The following is a 15,382-nucleotide window of genomic DNA, read 5'->3' as shown; positions in this document are numbered from 1 at the left end:
TGAAACCGCTTAGCGCCGATGGTAGTGTGGAGTCTCTCCATGCGAGAGTAGGTCATCGTCAGGCACTTACACTGAAAAAACCCCGGCCCTCACAGGCCGGGGTTTTTTTATGTCGGTAGAAAAGTACGCTTTTGGCTGACCTTGCCCCCTGACATTCCCCAGCCCTTCCTCAATGTATGTCGCTTCTCGTCTTACCCACCTGCTTTAAGGCCTCAAAAGACATCAAGCGTCTTCAATCTTAAGCACTCAGCTGTCGGCGAGTGCGCCATACGTTACGCTTCAGGATATAGCGTCTCTGGTCGCGCGGATTCGGTGGTGTCCATCGTCTGTGCAAAGAGTGCATCCTGTTATTAGCGGCATGTGTGATGCGTCGGAGAGTATTGAGCGCGCGCCGCTGACAGAAGGCGTGAGCCTCATGTCGCGCCGTCCCTCAGATCCAAGGCGCCTCTCGGCGCGAGGAGAGTTTCATGTCCAAGGTGCCTGCAGCCTATCAGGCAAGCGAAGGGTCACTACTTGATGTAGACAAGGCCTTCTATAGTGGGCTGAGTGCCGCTCAATCTGAACGCCGACTGGTGGCGACTCATACCGTGCCGATGCGTGATGGCCTGGCGTGGGAGGTGCCGGCCGGTCATATCTTTCGCATCAAGGTGACCGAAGGCGCTCAGGTAGGCGATTTCAACATGTGGCACCTGCATAATCCCCGCGAGCGAATGTGGGCCTCTCGTACCCGTCAGCTACAGCGCGCCCATATCAGTACCTACGACCGGCTGTGGTCGACCTTGCCTTACCTTCGGCCTATGGCCACCATCATTGATGACACGCTCGCAGACTATGGCGTCGATGCGCAGGGTGGCCGCGTCCACGACTTGCTCGGTACGCGCTGCGACCCCTACGTCAATCGACTGCTGACCGGCGAGGACTTCGACTTTCACTGTCATTCGAACCTGGTCAGGGCCATCGAGCCCTGGGGGCTGACAGAGTTTGATGTGCACGACGTGCTCAACGTCTTCCAGTGCACCGGCCTTAACGAGGATGACCAGTACTTCATGAAGGCAAGCCCGGCACGGCAGGGGGATTATCTTGAATTCTTTGCCGAGATTGACCTGCTGTGCGCTCTTTCCTGTTGTCCCGGCGGTGACTTGTCGGTCGATCTGTGGGGCCCAGATGCTCGTGATCCACTGACGACCTGTCACCCCCTGGGTGTTGAGGTGTATGCGGTCGCGGAGAGACTGCTCGCTGACTGGACATCGCCTCGCCCCGCCCCCTACCGCGGACAACACGGACGAAAGGCGCCATCCGTCGATTGGACCGACATTAAGCGTGGGTCCTGAGCTCGAGCGTCTGATGGCGGCTGCTGATCTCGACCGGCAGGCGCTGATCTGAATGCGATCTCTCTTGCCCCCTGGCAGGCGTTCACGCTGCACAAGGGGGCGCGGCTGGCCTTCGATTCGCCCAAGGCGGGGGTGCGCGCCTATCTGGCCGTTGCCGGCGGCTTTCGTGATGAGCCGGTCCTTGGCAGTCTTGCGTGCGTGACTCGCGAGGGATTGGGCGGCCACACCGGCGAGGGCAAGCCGATGGCCGAGGGCGAGACGCTGCGTGTCGATACCGATGTCGTTGATGCCATCGCCACCGGCGAGGGGAGAACAGTGCCCGAGCGGTAGTGCCTTGATTATATGGCGCCGGCGACACTCGAGTTGATTCCCGGCGCGCAGATTGCCGATTTCACTGGCGCCAGCCTCTTCCGTGCCTTTCACGACGAGTGGCGGGTCGATGCCCGCGCCGATCGCATGGGCGTGCGACTCACCGGTCCCAGGCTCGAGTGCCGGCTAGGTGGCAGATCTCGGAGGGTATAGAGCTGGGGGCTTTACAGGTGCAGTCGGATGGCCAGCCCATCGCGCTACTCAACGATCGTCAGACCGTTGACGGCTACCCAAGGCTTGGCACCCTCATGCCGCTGGCCTGCGCGCGGCTTGCCCAGTGTCAGCCTGGCCAGACTGTGCATCTCGCGCCGGTCGCCATGGGGGCCGCGCAGGATGCCTACCGGCGCTTCCTTGCCGCCTTTGTTGAGTGAAGTGTGAAGCCCTGACGCTTGTCGAGTGGCGTCAGGTCGCCAGTGCCGCTGTTGGCTGTCTGACTGAAGCGAGGCTCGATGCTTCCCGTGGAGTGCCGGCGGCAAGCCCTGCCAGGAAGGGATCCAGGCGTGTCTCGCGGCGCAGTGCCTGAAAGCGGCGTGCGGCCTCAGAATCCCGGCTACGCATATGGTTGAGCCATTGTTTTAGCAGCGAGACCACGACGCGCTCTGGGAGTGTGCTACGCTGCAATGCAGCGTAAGTGCAGAGGATCTCGGCGCGTGCCGCCCATTCGGTGGCCGGCAGCCGCTCGTTGGTCCCTTGCCAGTGGCGGATACGCGGGGCCAGATAGGGGTCCGCTAGTGCGCCACGGCCAAGCATGACATCGGGGCAACCGGAAAGCGTGCGCGCTTTCCAGTAGTCTTCCAGCGTCCAGATGTCGCCATTGGCGATTACCGGGATGCGCAGGGCATGGCGGATGCGGCCGATCCACTCCCAGTGCGCCGGTGGGCGATAGCCCTCATCGCGGGTACGGGCATGTACTACCAGGGAGGTGGCACCGGCGCGTTCGGCGGCCAGCGAGCAATCCAGCGCCTTCAAGCGGTCCGAGAAACCCAGGCGTATCTTGGCGGTCACCGGTACGGCGCCGTCGACGGCTTGATGGACGGCGGACACGGCTCGCTCGAGTCGGTGAGGGTCGCGCAGCAGTGAGGCGCCGCCGTCGTGACGATTGACCGTCTTGGCGGGGCAGCCAAAGTTGAGATCGATGCTCACGGCGCCAAGACGTAAGGCCTGACGCGCATTGGCGGCAAGGGCCTCAGGGTCCGAACCGAGTAGCTGCAGGTGCACCGGGATGCCGTGGGGGGTGACGACGCGGTCCCCGGCGAGCTCCGGACAGTGCTTGTAGAAGACGCGCGGCGGCAAGCGCGCGTCAACCACGCGCACGAACTCGGTCACCGTCCAGTCGAAGCCTGGGTGCTCGGTGAGTAGCGCGCGGGTATGGACATCGATGACGCCCTCCATGGGCGCTAGGCCGATACGGCCTTCATGTAGTAAATTAACTACGTTCTGCTCAACCATGGTGTCATTGCATTATTGGTAGGTTCAGGCAGGTTATTGTACCAGTTGAATAGTATGCCCAGGCCAGTCGTGGTTGGGCGCGACCGAGCAAGGGGAGCTCAAGATGCAAGATTCGCTAATGAACGAAGGCTTGATGCTGATGGTATTCGGCATGGGCTTTGTCTTCGTCTTCCTGACGGTGCTGGTCATCGCTACCACCGGGATGTCGAAACTGGTCTCTCGCTGGGCGCCGGTGCCGGCCAAGCCTGAGGCCGCACCTCGGGCGCCAGCGCCTGCCGCCCAGGACGATGACCTGATGGTGGTCATCAGCACCGCCGTGCACCGGTACCGTCAGCGTCATCACCGCTAGTTGGACCGCTGCCACGCGACATTGCTTTCGGGCGTGAACACCGCCGTCTGTCAGCCAGCCAGAATTATCGAATAAGGATAAACCCTAATGAGTGAGACTCGACGCCCACTGGGCATCACCGATGTGGTGCTGCGTGACGCGCACCAGTCACTGTTCGCTACGCGCATGCGCCTTGATGACATGCTGCCGATCGCCGAGAAACTCGATCGGGTCGGTTTCTGGTCCTTGGAATCCTGGGGGGGAGCCACCTTCGATTCCTGTATCCGTTATCTGGGTGAGGACCCCTGGGCACGCATTCGTGCCCTGAAGGAAGCGATGCCCAACACGCCGCAGCAGATGCTGTTGCGTGGCCAGAACCTGCTGGGCTACCGCCACTACGCCGACGATGTGGTCGACAAGTTCGTCGAGCGCGCTCGCACTAACGGCGTCGATGTCTTCCGTGTCTTCGATGCCATGAACGATCCGCGTAACCTCGAGCGGGCGATCAAGGCCGTTCGCGCCAACGACGGTCATGCGCAAGGCACCATCTCCTACACGGTCAGCCCAGTGCATACCGTCGATGGTTGGGTCGAACTCGCCAAGCAGATCGCTGACATGGGCGCCGACTCTCTGGCGATCAAGGACATGGCGGGGCTGCTGGCCCCCTATACCGCCTATGAGCTGGTCTCCAAGCTCAAGAAGGAACTGTCGATCCCCATTCACATGCAGTGTCATGCCACCACCGGCATGTCCACGGCAACGGCACTCAAGGCCGTCGAAGCCGGCATCGACAATATCGACACCGCCATCTCTTCGATGTCGATGACCTACGGCCACAGCCCCACCGAATCCGTGGTGGCGATGCTCAAGGACACCGACCGCGACACGGGCCTGGATCTCGAGTTGCTCGAGGACATCGCGGCCTACTTCCGCGAGGTGCGCAAGAAATATGCCGCCTTCGAGGGCTCGCTGAAGGGCATCGATTCGCGGATCCTGATCGCCCAGGTGCCCGGTGGCATGCTCACTAACATGGAAGGCCAGCTCAAGGAGCAGGGCGCCGGCGACAAGCTGGATGACGTGCTCGGCGAGATCCCCAAGGTGCGCGAGGACCTGGGCTTCATTCCGTTGGTCACCCCCACCTCGCAGATCGTTGGCACCCAGGCGGTGATGAACGTGATGATGGGCGAGCGCTACAAGTCGATCTCCAAGGAGGTCCAGGCGCTGCTCAGGGGAGAGTATGGCGCTGCGCCCTCGGCCTTTAACAAGGAACTGCAGGCGCGAGTGCTGGAAGGCAAGGAGCCGATTACCTGTCGGCCTGCCGATCGCCTGGAGCCCGAGATCGATCGCTTGACCAAGGAGCTCGAGTCCAAGGCCAAGGAAGAGGGAATTCGCCTTGAAGAGGGCGAGCGGCGCATCGACGACGTGCTGACCTATGCACTCTTCCCGCAGATCGGGCTCAAGTTTCTCAAGAACCGCGATAACCCCGAGGCCTTCGAGCCCGCGCCCGAAGCGCCAGAGGCTCAGTCTGCCGGCGTGCCGGCAAAAGCGGGAGGCACCTCGGTGCCCGCTGCCGGCCCCGAGACCTACACCATTACCGTCAACGGTAAGCAGTATGTGGTCGAGGTCTCCGAGGGTGGCGAGATCGGCCAGGTGCAGGCCAAGGGGGATGCCGAACAGGCCGCCGCGCCAGCCGCACCGGCCCAGTCCAGCGGCGAGACCATCAGCGCACCGCTTGCGGGCAACATCTTCAAGGTCAACGTCAAGCCGGGCGACCAGGTCGCCGAGGGTGAGATAGTGATCATTCTGGAGGCCATGAAGATGGAGACCGAAATCCGCGCGGCGAGCGCCGGTAGCGTCTCTGCAGTCAATGTCAAAGAAGGCGACAGCGTATCCGTGGGTGATACGCTGGTCGTCCTGTAAGGGCTCGGATTCATGGATAAACTGCTGACTCTCTGGTACGGCTCGGGTCTCTACAACCTGGGCCTGGGGCAAGCGGCGATGATCGTCATCGGCCTGCTGCTGCTCTACCTGGCGATCCACAAGAAGTTCGAGCCGCTGTTGCTGGTGCCGATCGGCTTCGGGGGCATTCTCGCCAATATTCCCGAGGCCGGGCTTGCCTTGTCCGCCGCCGAGCAGGCGGCACATCTGGCGAGCCCCGAGGTGCTGGCGCGCATGGCTGAGGCCCTGGGCATGAGCCTCGATCCCGGCATGACGGTGGAGGCCTCGCGCCATGCCATCGCCGAGGTGGTGCACGGTGATACCGCGCCCAACCTGATACGGGCCGCCGAGGACGTGGCGGGCGACGAAGGCTTCGCCAACGGCATGCTCTACAACTTCTACAGCGTGGCCATTGCCTCGGGCATCGCGCCGCTGGTGATCTTCATGGGCGTGGGGGCAATGACCGATTTCGGTCCGCTGCTCGCCAACCCGCGCACGCTATTCCTGGGCGCAGCGGCGCAATTCGGCATCTTCGCGACCCTGATCGGGGCCGTGGGCATGACCTCGCTTGGCTGGATGGACTTCTCGCTCCAGCAGGCGGCCGCTATCGGCATCATCGGTGGCGCCGACGGGCCGACCTCGATCTATGTGTCGAGCATTCTGGCGCCCGAGTTGCTCGGGGCGATCGCCGTGGCCTCCTATTCCTACATGGCACTGGTGCCGCTGATCCAGCCGCCGATCATGCGCCTGCTGACCAGCGAGAAGGAACGTAAGATCGTCATGACGCAGCTGCGTCCGGTGTCGAAGCTCGAGAAGATCTGCTTCCCGCTGGTGCTGCTGATTCTGGTGGTGCTGTTCCTGCCGGATGCCGCGCCGCTGCTGGGCATGTTCTGCTTCGGCAACCTGATGCGCGAGTGCGGCGTCGTCGAGCGCCTCTCGGATACCGCTCAGAATGCCTTGATCAACATTGTGACCATCTTCCTCGGCCTGTCGGTAGGCTCCAAGCTGGTCGCCGATCGCTTCTTGACCGTCGAGACCCTGGGCATTCTGAGCCTGGGTATCGTCGCCTTCGCGATCGGTACCGCCTGTGGTGTGCTGATGGCCAAGCTGATGAACACGGTCAGCAAGATGGAGATCAACCCGTTGATTGGTTCGGCCGGCGTCTCGGCCGTGCCGATGGCCGCGCGGGTGTCGAACAAGGTCGGCCTGGAGTACAACCCCCACAACTTCCTGCTCATGCATGCCATGGGCCCGAACGTGGCCGGTGTGATCGGTTCGGCGGTCGCCGCCGGCGTGATGATCAAGTACCTGGGGTGAGACCTACAGGCTGCACTGTGGCCAGTAACAAGAACGGCGCCCCACGGGGCGCCGTTTTGTTGTCTGGGGGCTGAAAGGCAGGAGTGATGCGCCTGTATCGCGTCAGTCGGTGAGGTGTTCGAGCTGTCCCTTGAGGCGACTGTCCAGAGCGCTTAAATCCGCTTTTCGATCCGCGGGCCAGCCGACGGTCAGCACCACGCCATCGGCGCCGTAATCAGCCTGCTCGACGGGGATGCCCTGGTCGGTGAGCCAGGCCCGGGCCTCGGCTTCGCCGGCGAAGCCGAGCTTCATGCGCAGAGGGGTGCGCTCGGTGAAGTCGCGAGTCGGCAGCGTCTCGATGGCCTGCGCCACAGCCTTGGCGTAGGCCCTGGCCAGGCCGCCGGTGCCAAGTTTGGTGCCGCCGAAGTAGCGAATGACCACGCAGCCCACCTGGCCCATGCCCGCCCCCTCGAGCACCTGAAACATGGGGCGTCCGGCGGTGCCACCAGGCTCACCGTCATCCGAGAAGCCGATGGCCTGCTGCTCGCCGGGCGGGCCGGCAATGAAAGCGCTGCAATGATGGCTGGCGTTGGGGTGACGAACGCGCGCCTCGGTCAGTAGCGCTTCGAAGCTTGCGGCATCGGGGGCATGGCTGGTCCAGGTCAAAAAGCGGCTCTTTTCGACCTCGAATTCGGTTTCACGCCAGTCGCCACTCGCCAGATCGGGAATCGGGTATCGCATCAGGCCGCCTGAGCCGACTGTCGCACGACACCCATCACCAGGCCCAGCACCTGGATATCATCGTTCTTGAGAAAGATCGGCGCCATGGTTTCATTGGCCGGCTGGAGGCGTACACCCGACTTCTCGATATAGAGCTTCTTCAGGGTCACCTCCTGATCATTGATCATCACCACGGCCGTCTCGCCGTTTTCGGCACTCTCCTGGCGCTCGATGATGATCACATCGCCGTCGAAGATATTACAGTCGATCATCGAATCGCCACATACCTTGAGCGCGTAGGTATTGCGCCGCACCATACGAGAGGGAATAAGAACGCTGGATTGCTCGGGGCAGGCCTCGATGGGCAGGCCGGCGGCAACCTTGCCGAGCAGTTCTACCTCGATCATGTCGCTGGCGGTGATCTCTTCCCAGGCATTGCTTAAGGGCAGGTTGGGCAGGCGGTGCAGATAATGCGGTGCGGTGTGCGGCATGATCTTTCTCCCTTGCGCGGCGGGGCGAGCTGTGGGCTCAGAAGCTGTTATTATTTACAGTGTTTTCGTCGATGCTTCTGCATCATAGCAAGGGCAGCGAAACTGACAAGGGAATCCCTGTAAAACCGCGTCGAGACTGGCCGGTGCGACCCGCTGCCGCAAGGCCTTTGCTGGCGAGAAAAGGCCGTACCGTGTACAGTGCCGAGCGGATTGTTGACCCTTGGAGACCCCTCGTGACTGCTCGCCTGCAAGCGCGAAACCTGAGCTGTGAACGCGACGGACGCATGCTGTTTCGTGACCTTGACCTGGCAATCGGCCCCGGCGAGCTGGTACGCATCGAGGGGCCCAACGGCAGTGGCAAGACCACGCTGTTGAAGATTCTCTCGGGGCAGCTCGGCGATTATGAGGGCGACCTTTACTGGGGTGATGCACCGCTTTCCCGCGTGCGCGACGCCTTCCTGTCCAATCTTGTTTATCTGGGGCACGCCACCGGCATCAAGACCGCATTGACGGCGCTTGAGAACCTCGCCTGGTATCAGGCACTGGCTGGCGAGACGGGGAGTGAGGCGGCGCGCCTGGCGGCGCTTCGCGAGGTCGGCTTGGCCGGCTTCGAGGATCTGCCGGTCGCCCAGCTGTCGGCGGGGCAGCAGCGCCGGGTGGCACTGGCACGCCTGGAGCTAACGCCGCGCCCGCTATGGGTGCTCGACGAGCCCTTCACCGCCATCGACAAGGCCGGTGTCATGGCGCTGGAGCAGCGCCTGCATGACCATGTTGCGCGGGGCGGCAGTGTGCTGCTGACCACCCATCATGATCTGGCGGCTCAGGGGACCTTGCGGCGCATCAGGCTCGGGGGAGGAGGTGAGCATGCCCAGCTCTGACACGGAAAGCCTGCGCGGCGTTGAGCCGGTGGAACCCTCGGGTGGCCTGGGGGTCGCAATGGCAGCCACCCTCAAACGCGACCTGACGCTCGCCGCACGCCGACGCAGCGATATCATGAACCCGCTGGCCTTCTTCGCGCTGGTGATTACCCTGTTCCCGCTGGGGATCTCGCCGCAGCCAGCGCTGCTGGCGACCATTGCGCCGGGTCTTTTGTGGGTAGCCGCCTTGCTGGCGACGCTGCTGTCACTTGAGGCGCTGTTTCGCGCCGACTACGAGGATGGCTGCCTGGAACAGCTACTGCTGGCGCCTCAGCCGCTGCCGGCGCTGGTGCTGGGCAAGGTCTGCGTGCACTGGCTGATGACCGGCTTGCCACTGGCGCTGATGGCGCCGCTGCTTGGGCTGTTGCTGGCGCTGCCGGCGGAGAGCTATCTGGTGCTGTCTTTGTCATTGGCGCTGGGCAGTGTCAGTTTGAGCCTGATTGGCGCCATCGGTGCGGCCCTGACAGTGGGGCTGTCTCGGGGCGGCGTGCTGCTCTCGTTGCTGGTGCTGCCGCTGAACATTCCGGTGCTGATCTTCGGCACCGGTGCCGTCCAGGCGGCGATTATCGGCGACCCGGTGGGGCCGCATCTGGCGATTCTTGGCGCCCTGTGCTGCGCGGCGCTGATGATGGCACCCTTTGCCATCGCCGCCTCGCTGCGCATCAGTATCAACGGTTAAGGAATCTCAGGGTATGTGGGCGTTCATTCATAAGTTCGGATCTCCCAAGTGGTTCTACGGCATCAGCGCCAGGCTCTTGCCCTGGTGCTGGTTCCTGGCGGTGGCGCTGATCCTTGTCGGCAGTATCTGGGGGCTGGCATTTGCCCCCGCGGACTACCAGCAGGGCGACAGCTTTCGCATCATCTATGTGCATGTGCCGGCGGCCTTTCTCGCCCAGTCGATCTTCGTTTCCATGGCGGTGGCGGCACTGGTGTTCATGGTCTGGAAGATCAAGGTGGCCGATATGGCCGCCGCGGTGATGGCGCCACTGGGCGCGGCCATGACCTTCGTGGCGTTGTTCACCGGCTCGGTGTGGGGCATGCCGACCTGGGGGACCTGGTGGATCTGGGACGCCCGCCTGACCTCGATGCTGATCCTATTGTTCCTGTATGTGGGGGTGATCGCCCTGCGCGGCGCCTTTACCAGCCGTGACAGCGGGGCCCGGGCCGCCTCGGTGCTGTCCATGGTCGGTGTGATCAATATCCCGGTGATCAAGTATTCCGTCGACTGGTGGTACACCCTGCACCAGCCGGCGACCTTCTCGATCGCCTCGCGGCCCTCGATGCCGGTCGAAATGTGGTGGCCACTGCTGCTGATGGTGCTGGGCTTCTATGCCTTCTTCATCGCCATCACCCTGATGCGTACCCGCAATGAGATCTTGCGCCGCGAGGCCGGCAAGCACTGGGTGCGTGAACTCGCTGCTGGAGATGCCTGATGGCCTTCGACTCCCTCGACGCCTTCTTCGCCATGGGCGGCCATGGCGCCTATGTATGGTCCGCCTGGGCGGTTGCCGCCCTCGCGATGGTGGGCAGCGTGGTTCATGCCCGGGCGGAGCATCATCGCCTGCTGCGTGATATCCAGCGCCGAGTACGCCGCGACACCACCACCCCGAGGGCCGACCACAATGCATCCTAAACGCAAGCAGAAGCTCTTTATCATTCTCGGGCTGGTGACGCTTTCCGCCATGGCGATCGGCCTGACCCTGTATGCCCTGCGCAGCAACATCAATCTGTTCTTCAGCCCGGTACAGATCGCCGCCGGCGAGGCGCCGGTGCAGCGCACCCTGCGTGCCGGCGGCATGGTCAAGGAAGGCAGCGTGGCCCGCGACCCCGAGAGCCTGGACGTCGGTTTCGTGATCACCGATTACGTCGAGGATCTCGAGGTGCGCTACAGCGGCATCCTGCCTGACCTCTTCCGCGAGGGGCAGGGCGTGGTGGTGGTCGGGCAACTCGATGGCAAGGGCCACCTGATGGCAAGCGAGGTGCTCGCCAAGCACGATGAGAACTACATGCCCAGCGAGGTTGCCGATGCCCTGGAAGCCGCCGGCTATTCCCCCGCCGACTACGGTGACGCCGCCAAGAACACCGAGAGCGCGGGCGGCGCTACCTACTGATCCGGAGTTGCCATGCTGATTGAGATGATTCCCGAACTCGGCCACTTCGCGTTGGTCCTGGCCCTGCTGATGGCCTTGGTACAGGCGGTGGTGCCGCTGGCCGGGGCGGCGACGCGTCGCCCGCTTTGGATGGCCTTCGCTCGGCCCATGGCGGCGGGGCAGCTGTTCTTCCTGCTGGTCGCCTACGCCTGCCTGACCGCAAGCTACCTGCTGGATGACTTCAGCGTCGCCAATGTCGCCAACAATTCCAATTCACTGCTGCCGTGGTACTACAAGGCCAGTGCCGTCTGGGGCAATCACGAGGGGTCGGTACTGCTTTGGAGCCTCATGCTCGGCGCCTGGGGGTTTGCGGCCAGCTGTTTCTCCCGTGACCTGCCAAGCGACATGCTGGCACGCGTGCTGGGTGTCATGGGCCTCGTTAGCGCCGGTTTTCTGACCTTCGTGTTGGTAACGTCGAACCCCTTCACGCGGCTGCTGCCGACGCCGCCCCAGGATGGCGCCGACCTGAACCCGCTATTGCAGGACTTTGGCCTGATCATCCATCCGCCGATGCTCTACATGGGCTACGTGGGCTTCTCGGTGGTTTTTGCCTTTGCCATCGCCGCCTTGCTGGGCGGTCGGCTCGATGCCGCCTGGACGCGGTGGGCACGCCCCTGGACTAACGTAGCCTGGGCCTTCCTGACCGTCGGCATCGCGCTGGGCAGCTGGTGGGCTTATTACGAGCTTGGCTGGGGCGGCTGGTGGTTCTGGGACCCGGTCGAGAACGCCTCCCTGCTGCCGTGGCTTGCCGGCACCGCACTGATCCACTCGCTTGCGGTCACCGAAAAGCGCGGCTCCTTCAAGAGCTGGACGGTGCTGCTGGCCATCACCACCTTCTCGCTGTCACTGCTCGGTACCTTCCTGGTCCGCTCCGGCGTCCTGACCTCGGTGCATGCCTTCGCCAACGACCCCTCGCGAGGCATGTTCATCCTCGCCCTGCTAGGCATCACCGTGGGGGCGTCGCTGTTCGTGTTCGCCCTGCGCGCGCCTCGCGTCAGCCATGCGGTGAGCTTCAGCTGGTTGTCGCGGGATGCTTTGCTTCTGGTCAACAACATCTTGCTGGTGATCATGACCGTCACCGTGCTGCTCGGCACCCTCTACCCGCTGGTGCTGGATGCCATGGACCTGGGCAAGATCAGCGTCGGCCCGCCGTACTTCAATGCGCTCTTCGTGCCACTGACCGTGATCCTGTGCGTGTTCATGGGCCTTGGGCCGCTGTCGCGCTGGAAGGCCATGCCGGGCCGCGAAATGGCACGCCGCCTGGCGCTTTCCGGCGCGCTGGCGCTCACGATCGGCCTGCTGGCGCCACTCGTCTATGGCGGTGAGTGGAACCTCTGGGTGTCGCTTGGCCTGGTCGCGGCGCTGTGGGTGGTGCTGCCGCTGGTACGTGATCTCATCGACAAATCGCGTCGCTCCGGCTCGCCTGTCGCGGCCTTAAAGCGCCTGTCACCGGCCTACTGGGGCATGGTGCTCGGCCATCTGGGACTTGCGGTGACCATCGTCGGTGTCACCGTGGTCTCGAACTACAACGTCGAGCGCAACGTGCGCCTTGCTGTGGGCGAAAGCGCCTCGGTGGCAGGCTATGACTTCACCCTGACCGAACTGGGTCAGCAGCGTGGCCCCAACTACATGGCCGATACCGCGACCATTGCGGTGAGCCGTGGCGGTGAGGAGCGTCTCTTCACCATGCACCCCGAGAAGCGCCTGTATATCGCCCGTGGCATGCCGATGACCCAGGTGGCCCTGCGTCCCGGGCTGTTGCGAGACCTTTATGTGGCGATGGGTGAGGAACTGGGCGATGGGTCCTGGGCACTGCGCATTCAGTACAAGCCCTTCGTACGCTGGCTGTGGCTGGGGGCGCTGCTGATGGCCGCCGGCGGACTGGTGGCGGTTGTCGACCGTCGCTATCGCCGGCGGGTCAAGGCGCGCAGCGGTCAGTCTTCTGGGGATCAAGGTGCCGCACACTTGAGTGCGCCACGGGAGGCAAGCGCATGAAGCGTCGTCTATTGCTGGTCATTCCGCTGCTGGTCTTCATTGGCTTGGCAGGGCTTCTGTATCGTGGCCTGTCTCTGGACCCCTCGGCGCGGGATTCGGCGTTGCTGGCCCGGGATTTTCCGGCCTTCTCGCTCTCTAGCCTCGAGAACCCCGAGGCGAGTTATGACGCCTCGCTGTTCAAAGGCGAGGTCACGCTGGTCAACGTCTGGGGCGAATGGTGTCCCACTTGCAAGCAGGAGATGCCACAGCTTCTTGATCTTGCGGATCGTGGCGTGCGGCTGGTCGGCGTCGATTACAAGGACAGCCGCGAGAAGGGACGCGCCTTTCTCGAAGAGTTTGGCAATCCCTTCGAGGTCAATCTCTTCGACCCCGAAGGCGAGCTTGGCTTCGAACTCGGCGTCTATGGCGCACCGGAGACCTTCCTGGTCGATGCGAATGGGGTGATCCGTTATCACCACACCGGCTACATCACGCCAGAAGATGTCACCGAGACCATCATGCCGGAGGTGCGAAAATGGCAATAAGACGGCTCGGATTGCCGGCTTTCAGCCGACATGGCACCGCCACGCTGCGAGTGTCGCTGCTGTTTTCAGTGCTTTTCTCAGTACTTTTCTCAGTACTGTTGTCACTAACGCTTTCGCTGCTGGCAGGGCTTGCCGCTAACCAGGCCCAGGCCGCGGTCGAGGTGCGCGATTTCGACTCGCCGGTGACCGCCGAGCGCTATCGCTCATTGACCGATGGCCTGCGCTGCCCGAAGTGTGAGAACCAGGCGATCGGCGATTCCGACTCGCCGGTCGCCAAGGACATGCGCGAACGGGTCGCAACGCTGCTGCGCGAAGGCCGCAGCGATCGCGAGATCCAGGATTTCATGGTCGCACGCTTCGGCGACTATGTGCTCTACAATCCGCGCCTCGAGGATCGCACCCTGCTGCTGTGGGGGCTGCCCGCCGCGCTGGTGCTGCTCGGCGGCGTGCTGGTGGCATTGATCGTGCGACGGCGTCGGCGTGCCTCGGCACGCGCCCTCTCGGCGGAGGAGCGCGCGCGACTGGACGCCCTGATCAATCGACACTCTGATGCATCGGGAGATCACTGAATGACCCTACTCTGGCTCGCCCTGGCCGTGCTGCTGCTGCCGGCGCTATGGCTGCTGGCGCTTCCCTTGCGCCGTGCCAGCGCCCTCGCCAAGGACCAGCGCGTCTACGAGGAGGCTGATCGCAACGTCGAGCAGAACCTGGCGATCTATCATCGTCGCCTTGAGTCACTGGAGGCCGCTCGCGAGCGCGGTGAACTCAGTGATGCCCGCTTCGACGAGGACCGCCTGGAGCTTGAGCGCAGCCTGCTCGAGGATACCGAGGCCCAGGCCAAGCGCCCGCTCAAGGCGGCGGGCGCCGGCCGACTGATGGTGCCGATCACCATGGTGCTGGTGACCGTGGTGGCCTTCGTCTGGTATGGCCAGCAGGGCGCAACCGGCGACCTGGCGCTCTATGGCGCGCAGCAGGACGTGCGACAGAGCCCCCAGGGTTCGCCTGCGATGATGATCGATCGTCTGGAAGAGGAGGCCGCCCGTCAGCCCGAGAATCCCAATGTATGGGCCGCACTTTTCCCGCTTTATCGGGACCGCGGCCAGTCGGTGAAGGCCATCGACGCACTTGAGCGGCTTATCGCGTTGGAAGGCCGTCAGCCATCGCTGCTTGCGCAGCTGGCACAGATCCAGTTCTTCGCCGCCAACCGTACCCTGACCGACAAGGTGCAGTCGCTGGTCGACGAGACCCTCGACAAGGACCCGCGCGAGCCGACCATTCTCGGCATGCTGGGCATCGATGCCTTCGATCATGGCCGCTATGAAGAGGCCATCGATTACTGGCGTCGTGCCGTGGCCGGCTTCAACAATCCTGCCGCCGCCGAGTCGCTGCGTCAGGGGATCGCCGTGGCGCAGTCACGGCTGGGTCAGGCAGCCGATAGCGAGGCCAGTGATAGTCAGGCAAGCGATAGTCAGGCAAGCGATAGCCAGATCGCCGGTGCCGGTCCCGGCATCCGCGTGAAGGTGAGCCTGGATGAGGGGCTCGCCGAGCGTGTCGGCCCCGATGCCAGCGTCTTCGTGGTGGCCCGTGATGTGGCCGGCGAGCGTCCGCCGCTGGCGATCGTGCGTGCCACTGTCGGCGACCTGCCCTTCACCGTGCGCCTCGATGACAATGATGCCATGAGTCCCATGGCCAGGCTCTCGCAGGTAGACGAGGCGCGCCTGGTGGTACGGGTCTCGACGAGCGGCCAGGCTAAGCCCCAGCCCGGCGACCTGGTCGGCGAGCATCAGGCCGTGCCGGTTGACGGCGAGAACGCCCCGGTCGCGGTGATCATTGACCGAGTGATCGAGGCGGGCAGCAGCGAGACCGGCGAATAA

Annotated in this window: 17 protein-coding genes and 1 pseudogene; 15 read left to right on the top strand and 3 right to left on the bottom strand. The window is 63.6% G+C overall.

Features of this window, described 5'->3' with window-relative positions:
* The first annotated feature begins 467 nt into the window (after nucleotides 1-467).
* The 3 genes and pseudogenes from ETC27_RS16400 (at nucleotide 468) to ETC27_RS17740 (ending at nucleotide 2,071) form a co-directional block, all read left to right on the top strand.
* Complete coding sequence (locus ETC27_RS16400; protein WP_136256038.1) at nucleotides 468-1,331, top strand: urea carboxylase-associated family protein; 864 nt, start codon at nucleotides 468-470, stop codon at nucleotides 1,329-1,331.
* 48 nt (nucleotides 1,332-1,379) lie between these two features.
* Nucleotides 1,380-1,853, top strand: a pseudogene (locus ETC27_RS16395) (5-oxoprolinase subunit C family protein).
* 17 nt (nucleotides 1,854-1,870) lie between these two features.
* Nucleotides 1,871-2,071 carry a hypothetical protein gene (locus ETC27_RS17740; protein WP_340162684.1) on the top strand — a complete coding sequence of 67 codons (201 nt, stop codon included), beginning with the start codon at nucleotides 1,871-1,873 and terminating at the stop codon, nucleotides 2,069-2,071.
* A 31-nt stretch (nucleotides 2,072-2,102) separates the two neighbouring features.
* On the opposite strand, the gene ETC27_RS16390 is transcribed toward ETC27_RS17740, so the two are convergent.
* Nucleotides 2,103-3,092 (bottom strand): tRNA dihydrouridine synthase, encoded by a 990-nt coding sequence (locus ETC27_RS16390; protein WP_136256048.1) that lies wholly within the window; start codon nucleotides 3,090-3,092, stop codon nucleotides 2,103-2,105.
* 160 nt (nucleotides 3,093-3,252) lie between these two features.
* Between ETC27_RS16390 and ETC27_RS16385 the strand changes: the two genes are divergently transcribed.
* The 3 genes from ETC27_RS16385 to ETC27_RS16375 all read left to right on the top strand — a co-directional run bounded on the left by ETC27_RS16385 (nucleotide 3,253) and on the right by ETC27_RS16375 (nucleotide 6,732).
* A complete protein-coding gene (locus ETC27_RS16385; protein ID WP_136256037.1) occupies nucleotides 3,253-3,498 on the top strand; it encodes an OadG family protein in 246 nt (81 codons plus the stop codon).
* Nucleotides 3,499-3,585: 87 nt separating this feature from the next.
* Nucleotides 3,586-5,397 (top strand): sodium-extruding oxaloacetate decarboxylase subunit alpha, encoded by a 1,812-nt coding sequence (gene oadA, locus ETC27_RS16380; RefSeq protein WP_136256036.1) that lies wholly within the window; start codon nucleotides 3,586-3,588, stop codon nucleotides 5,395-5,397.
* A gap of 12 nt (nucleotides 5,398-5,409) precedes the next feature.
* Nucleotides 5,410-6,732, top strand: coding sequence for a sodium ion-translocating decarboxylase subunit beta (locus ETC27_RS16375; RefSeq protein ID WP_136256035.1), 1,323 nt, complete (start codon nucleotides 5,410-5,412; stop codon nucleotides 6,730-6,732).
* Nucleotides 6,733-6,834: 102 nt separating this feature from the next.
* On the opposite strand, the gene ETC27_RS16370 is transcribed toward ETC27_RS16375, so the two are convergent.
* Both ETC27_RS16370 and lexA read right to left on the bottom strand, forming a co-directional pair.
* Nucleotides 6,835-7,452: an IMPACT family protein gene (locus tag ETC27_RS16370; RefSeq protein WP_136256034.1), complete on the bottom strand. Its 618-nt coding sequence runs from the start codon at nucleotides 7,450-7,452 to the stop codon at nucleotides 6,835-6,837.
* The gene (gene lexA / locus ETC27_RS16365) at nucleotides 7,452-7,922 is read right to left on the bottom strand and encodes a transcriptional repressor LexA (protein ID WP_136256033.1); all 471 of its coding nucleotides are present in this window, start codon (nucleotides 7,920-7,922) and stop codon (nucleotides 7,452-7,454) included. The genes ETC27_RS16370 and lexA overlap by 1 nt, the downstream gene beginning before the upstream one ends.
* A gap of 233 nt (nucleotides 7,923-8,155) precedes the next feature.
* Between lexA and ccmA the strand changes: the two genes are divergently transcribed.
* Genes ccmA through ccmI form a run of 9 tightly spaced genes read left to right on the top strand, consistent with a single transcriptional unit; the run spans nucleotide 8,156 to nucleotide 15,382 of the window.
* On the top strand, nucleotides 8,156-8,800 hold the full coding sequence (ccmA, locus tag ETC27_RS16360) for a cytochrome c biogenesis heme-transporting ATPase CcmA (RefSeq protein ID WP_136256032.1): 645 nt from the start codon (nucleotides 8,156-8,158) through the stop codon (nucleotides 8,798-8,800).
* On the top strand, nucleotides 8,787-9,518 hold the full coding sequence (gene ccmB, locus ETC27_RS16355) for a heme exporter protein CcmB (RefSeq protein ID WP_136256031.1): 732 nt from the start codon (nucleotides 8,787-8,789) through the stop codon (nucleotides 9,516-9,518). Before ccmA ends, ccmB begins: the two co-directional genes overlap by 14 nt.
* A gap of 13 nt (nucleotides 9,519-9,531) precedes the next feature.
* Nucleotides 9,532-10,272, top strand: coding sequence for a heme ABC transporter permease (locus ETC27_RS16350; RefSeq protein WP_136256030.1), 741 nt, complete (start codon nucleotides 9,532-9,534; stop codon nucleotides 10,270-10,272).
* On the top strand, nucleotides 10,272-10,472 hold the full coding sequence (ccmD, locus tag ETC27_RS16345) for a heme exporter protein CcmD (RefSeq protein ID WP_136256029.1): 201 nt from the start codon (nucleotides 10,272-10,274) through the stop codon (nucleotides 10,470-10,472). Before ETC27_RS16350 ends, ccmD begins: the two co-directional genes overlap by 1 nt.
* Entirely contained in the window at nucleotides 10,462-10,950 is a 489-nt protein-coding gene (gene ccmE, locus ETC27_RS16340) for a cytochrome c maturation protein CcmE (RefSeq protein ID WP_136256028.1), read from the top strand. The genes ccmD and ccmE overlap by 11 nt, the downstream gene beginning before the upstream one ends.
* A gap of 12 nt (nucleotides 10,951-10,962) precedes the next feature.
* Nucleotides 10,963-12,984, top strand: a complete 2,022-nt coding sequence (locus ETC27_RS16335) for a heme lyase CcmF/NrfE family subunit (protein ID WP_136256027.1) — start codon at nucleotides 10,963-10,965, stop codon at nucleotides 12,982-12,984.
* The gene (locus ETC27_RS16330; RefSeq protein WP_136256026.1) at nucleotides 12,981-13,508 is read left to right on the top strand and encodes a DsbE family thiol:disulfide interchange protein; all 528 of its coding nucleotides are present in this window, start codon (nucleotides 12,981-12,983) and stop codon (nucleotides 13,506-13,508) included. The genes ETC27_RS16335 and ETC27_RS16330 overlap by 4 nt, the downstream gene beginning before the upstream one ends.
* Nucleotides 13,499-14,077, top strand: coding sequence for a cytochrome c-type biogenesis protein (locus ETC27_RS16325; RefSeq protein WP_136256025.1), 579 nt, complete (start codon nucleotides 13,499-13,501; stop codon nucleotides 14,075-14,077). Before ETC27_RS16330 ends, ETC27_RS16325 begins: the two co-directional genes overlap by 10 nt.
* Nucleotides 14,078-15,382, top strand: coding sequence for a c-type cytochrome biogenesis protein CcmI (gene ccmI, locus ETC27_RS16320; RefSeq protein WP_136256024.1), 1,305 nt, complete (start codon nucleotides 14,078-14,080; stop codon nucleotides 15,380-15,382).

The sequence above is a fragment of the Onishia niordana genome, from assembly GCF_004798965.1.
GTDB classification, from domain to species: domain Bacteria; phylum Pseudomonadota; class Gammaproteobacteria; order Pseudomonadales; family Halomonadaceae; genus Onishia; species Onishia niordana.
The sequence above is the reverse complement of the archived record's forward strand: the minus strand, read 5'-3'. Positions and strand labels throughout refer to the sequence as shown.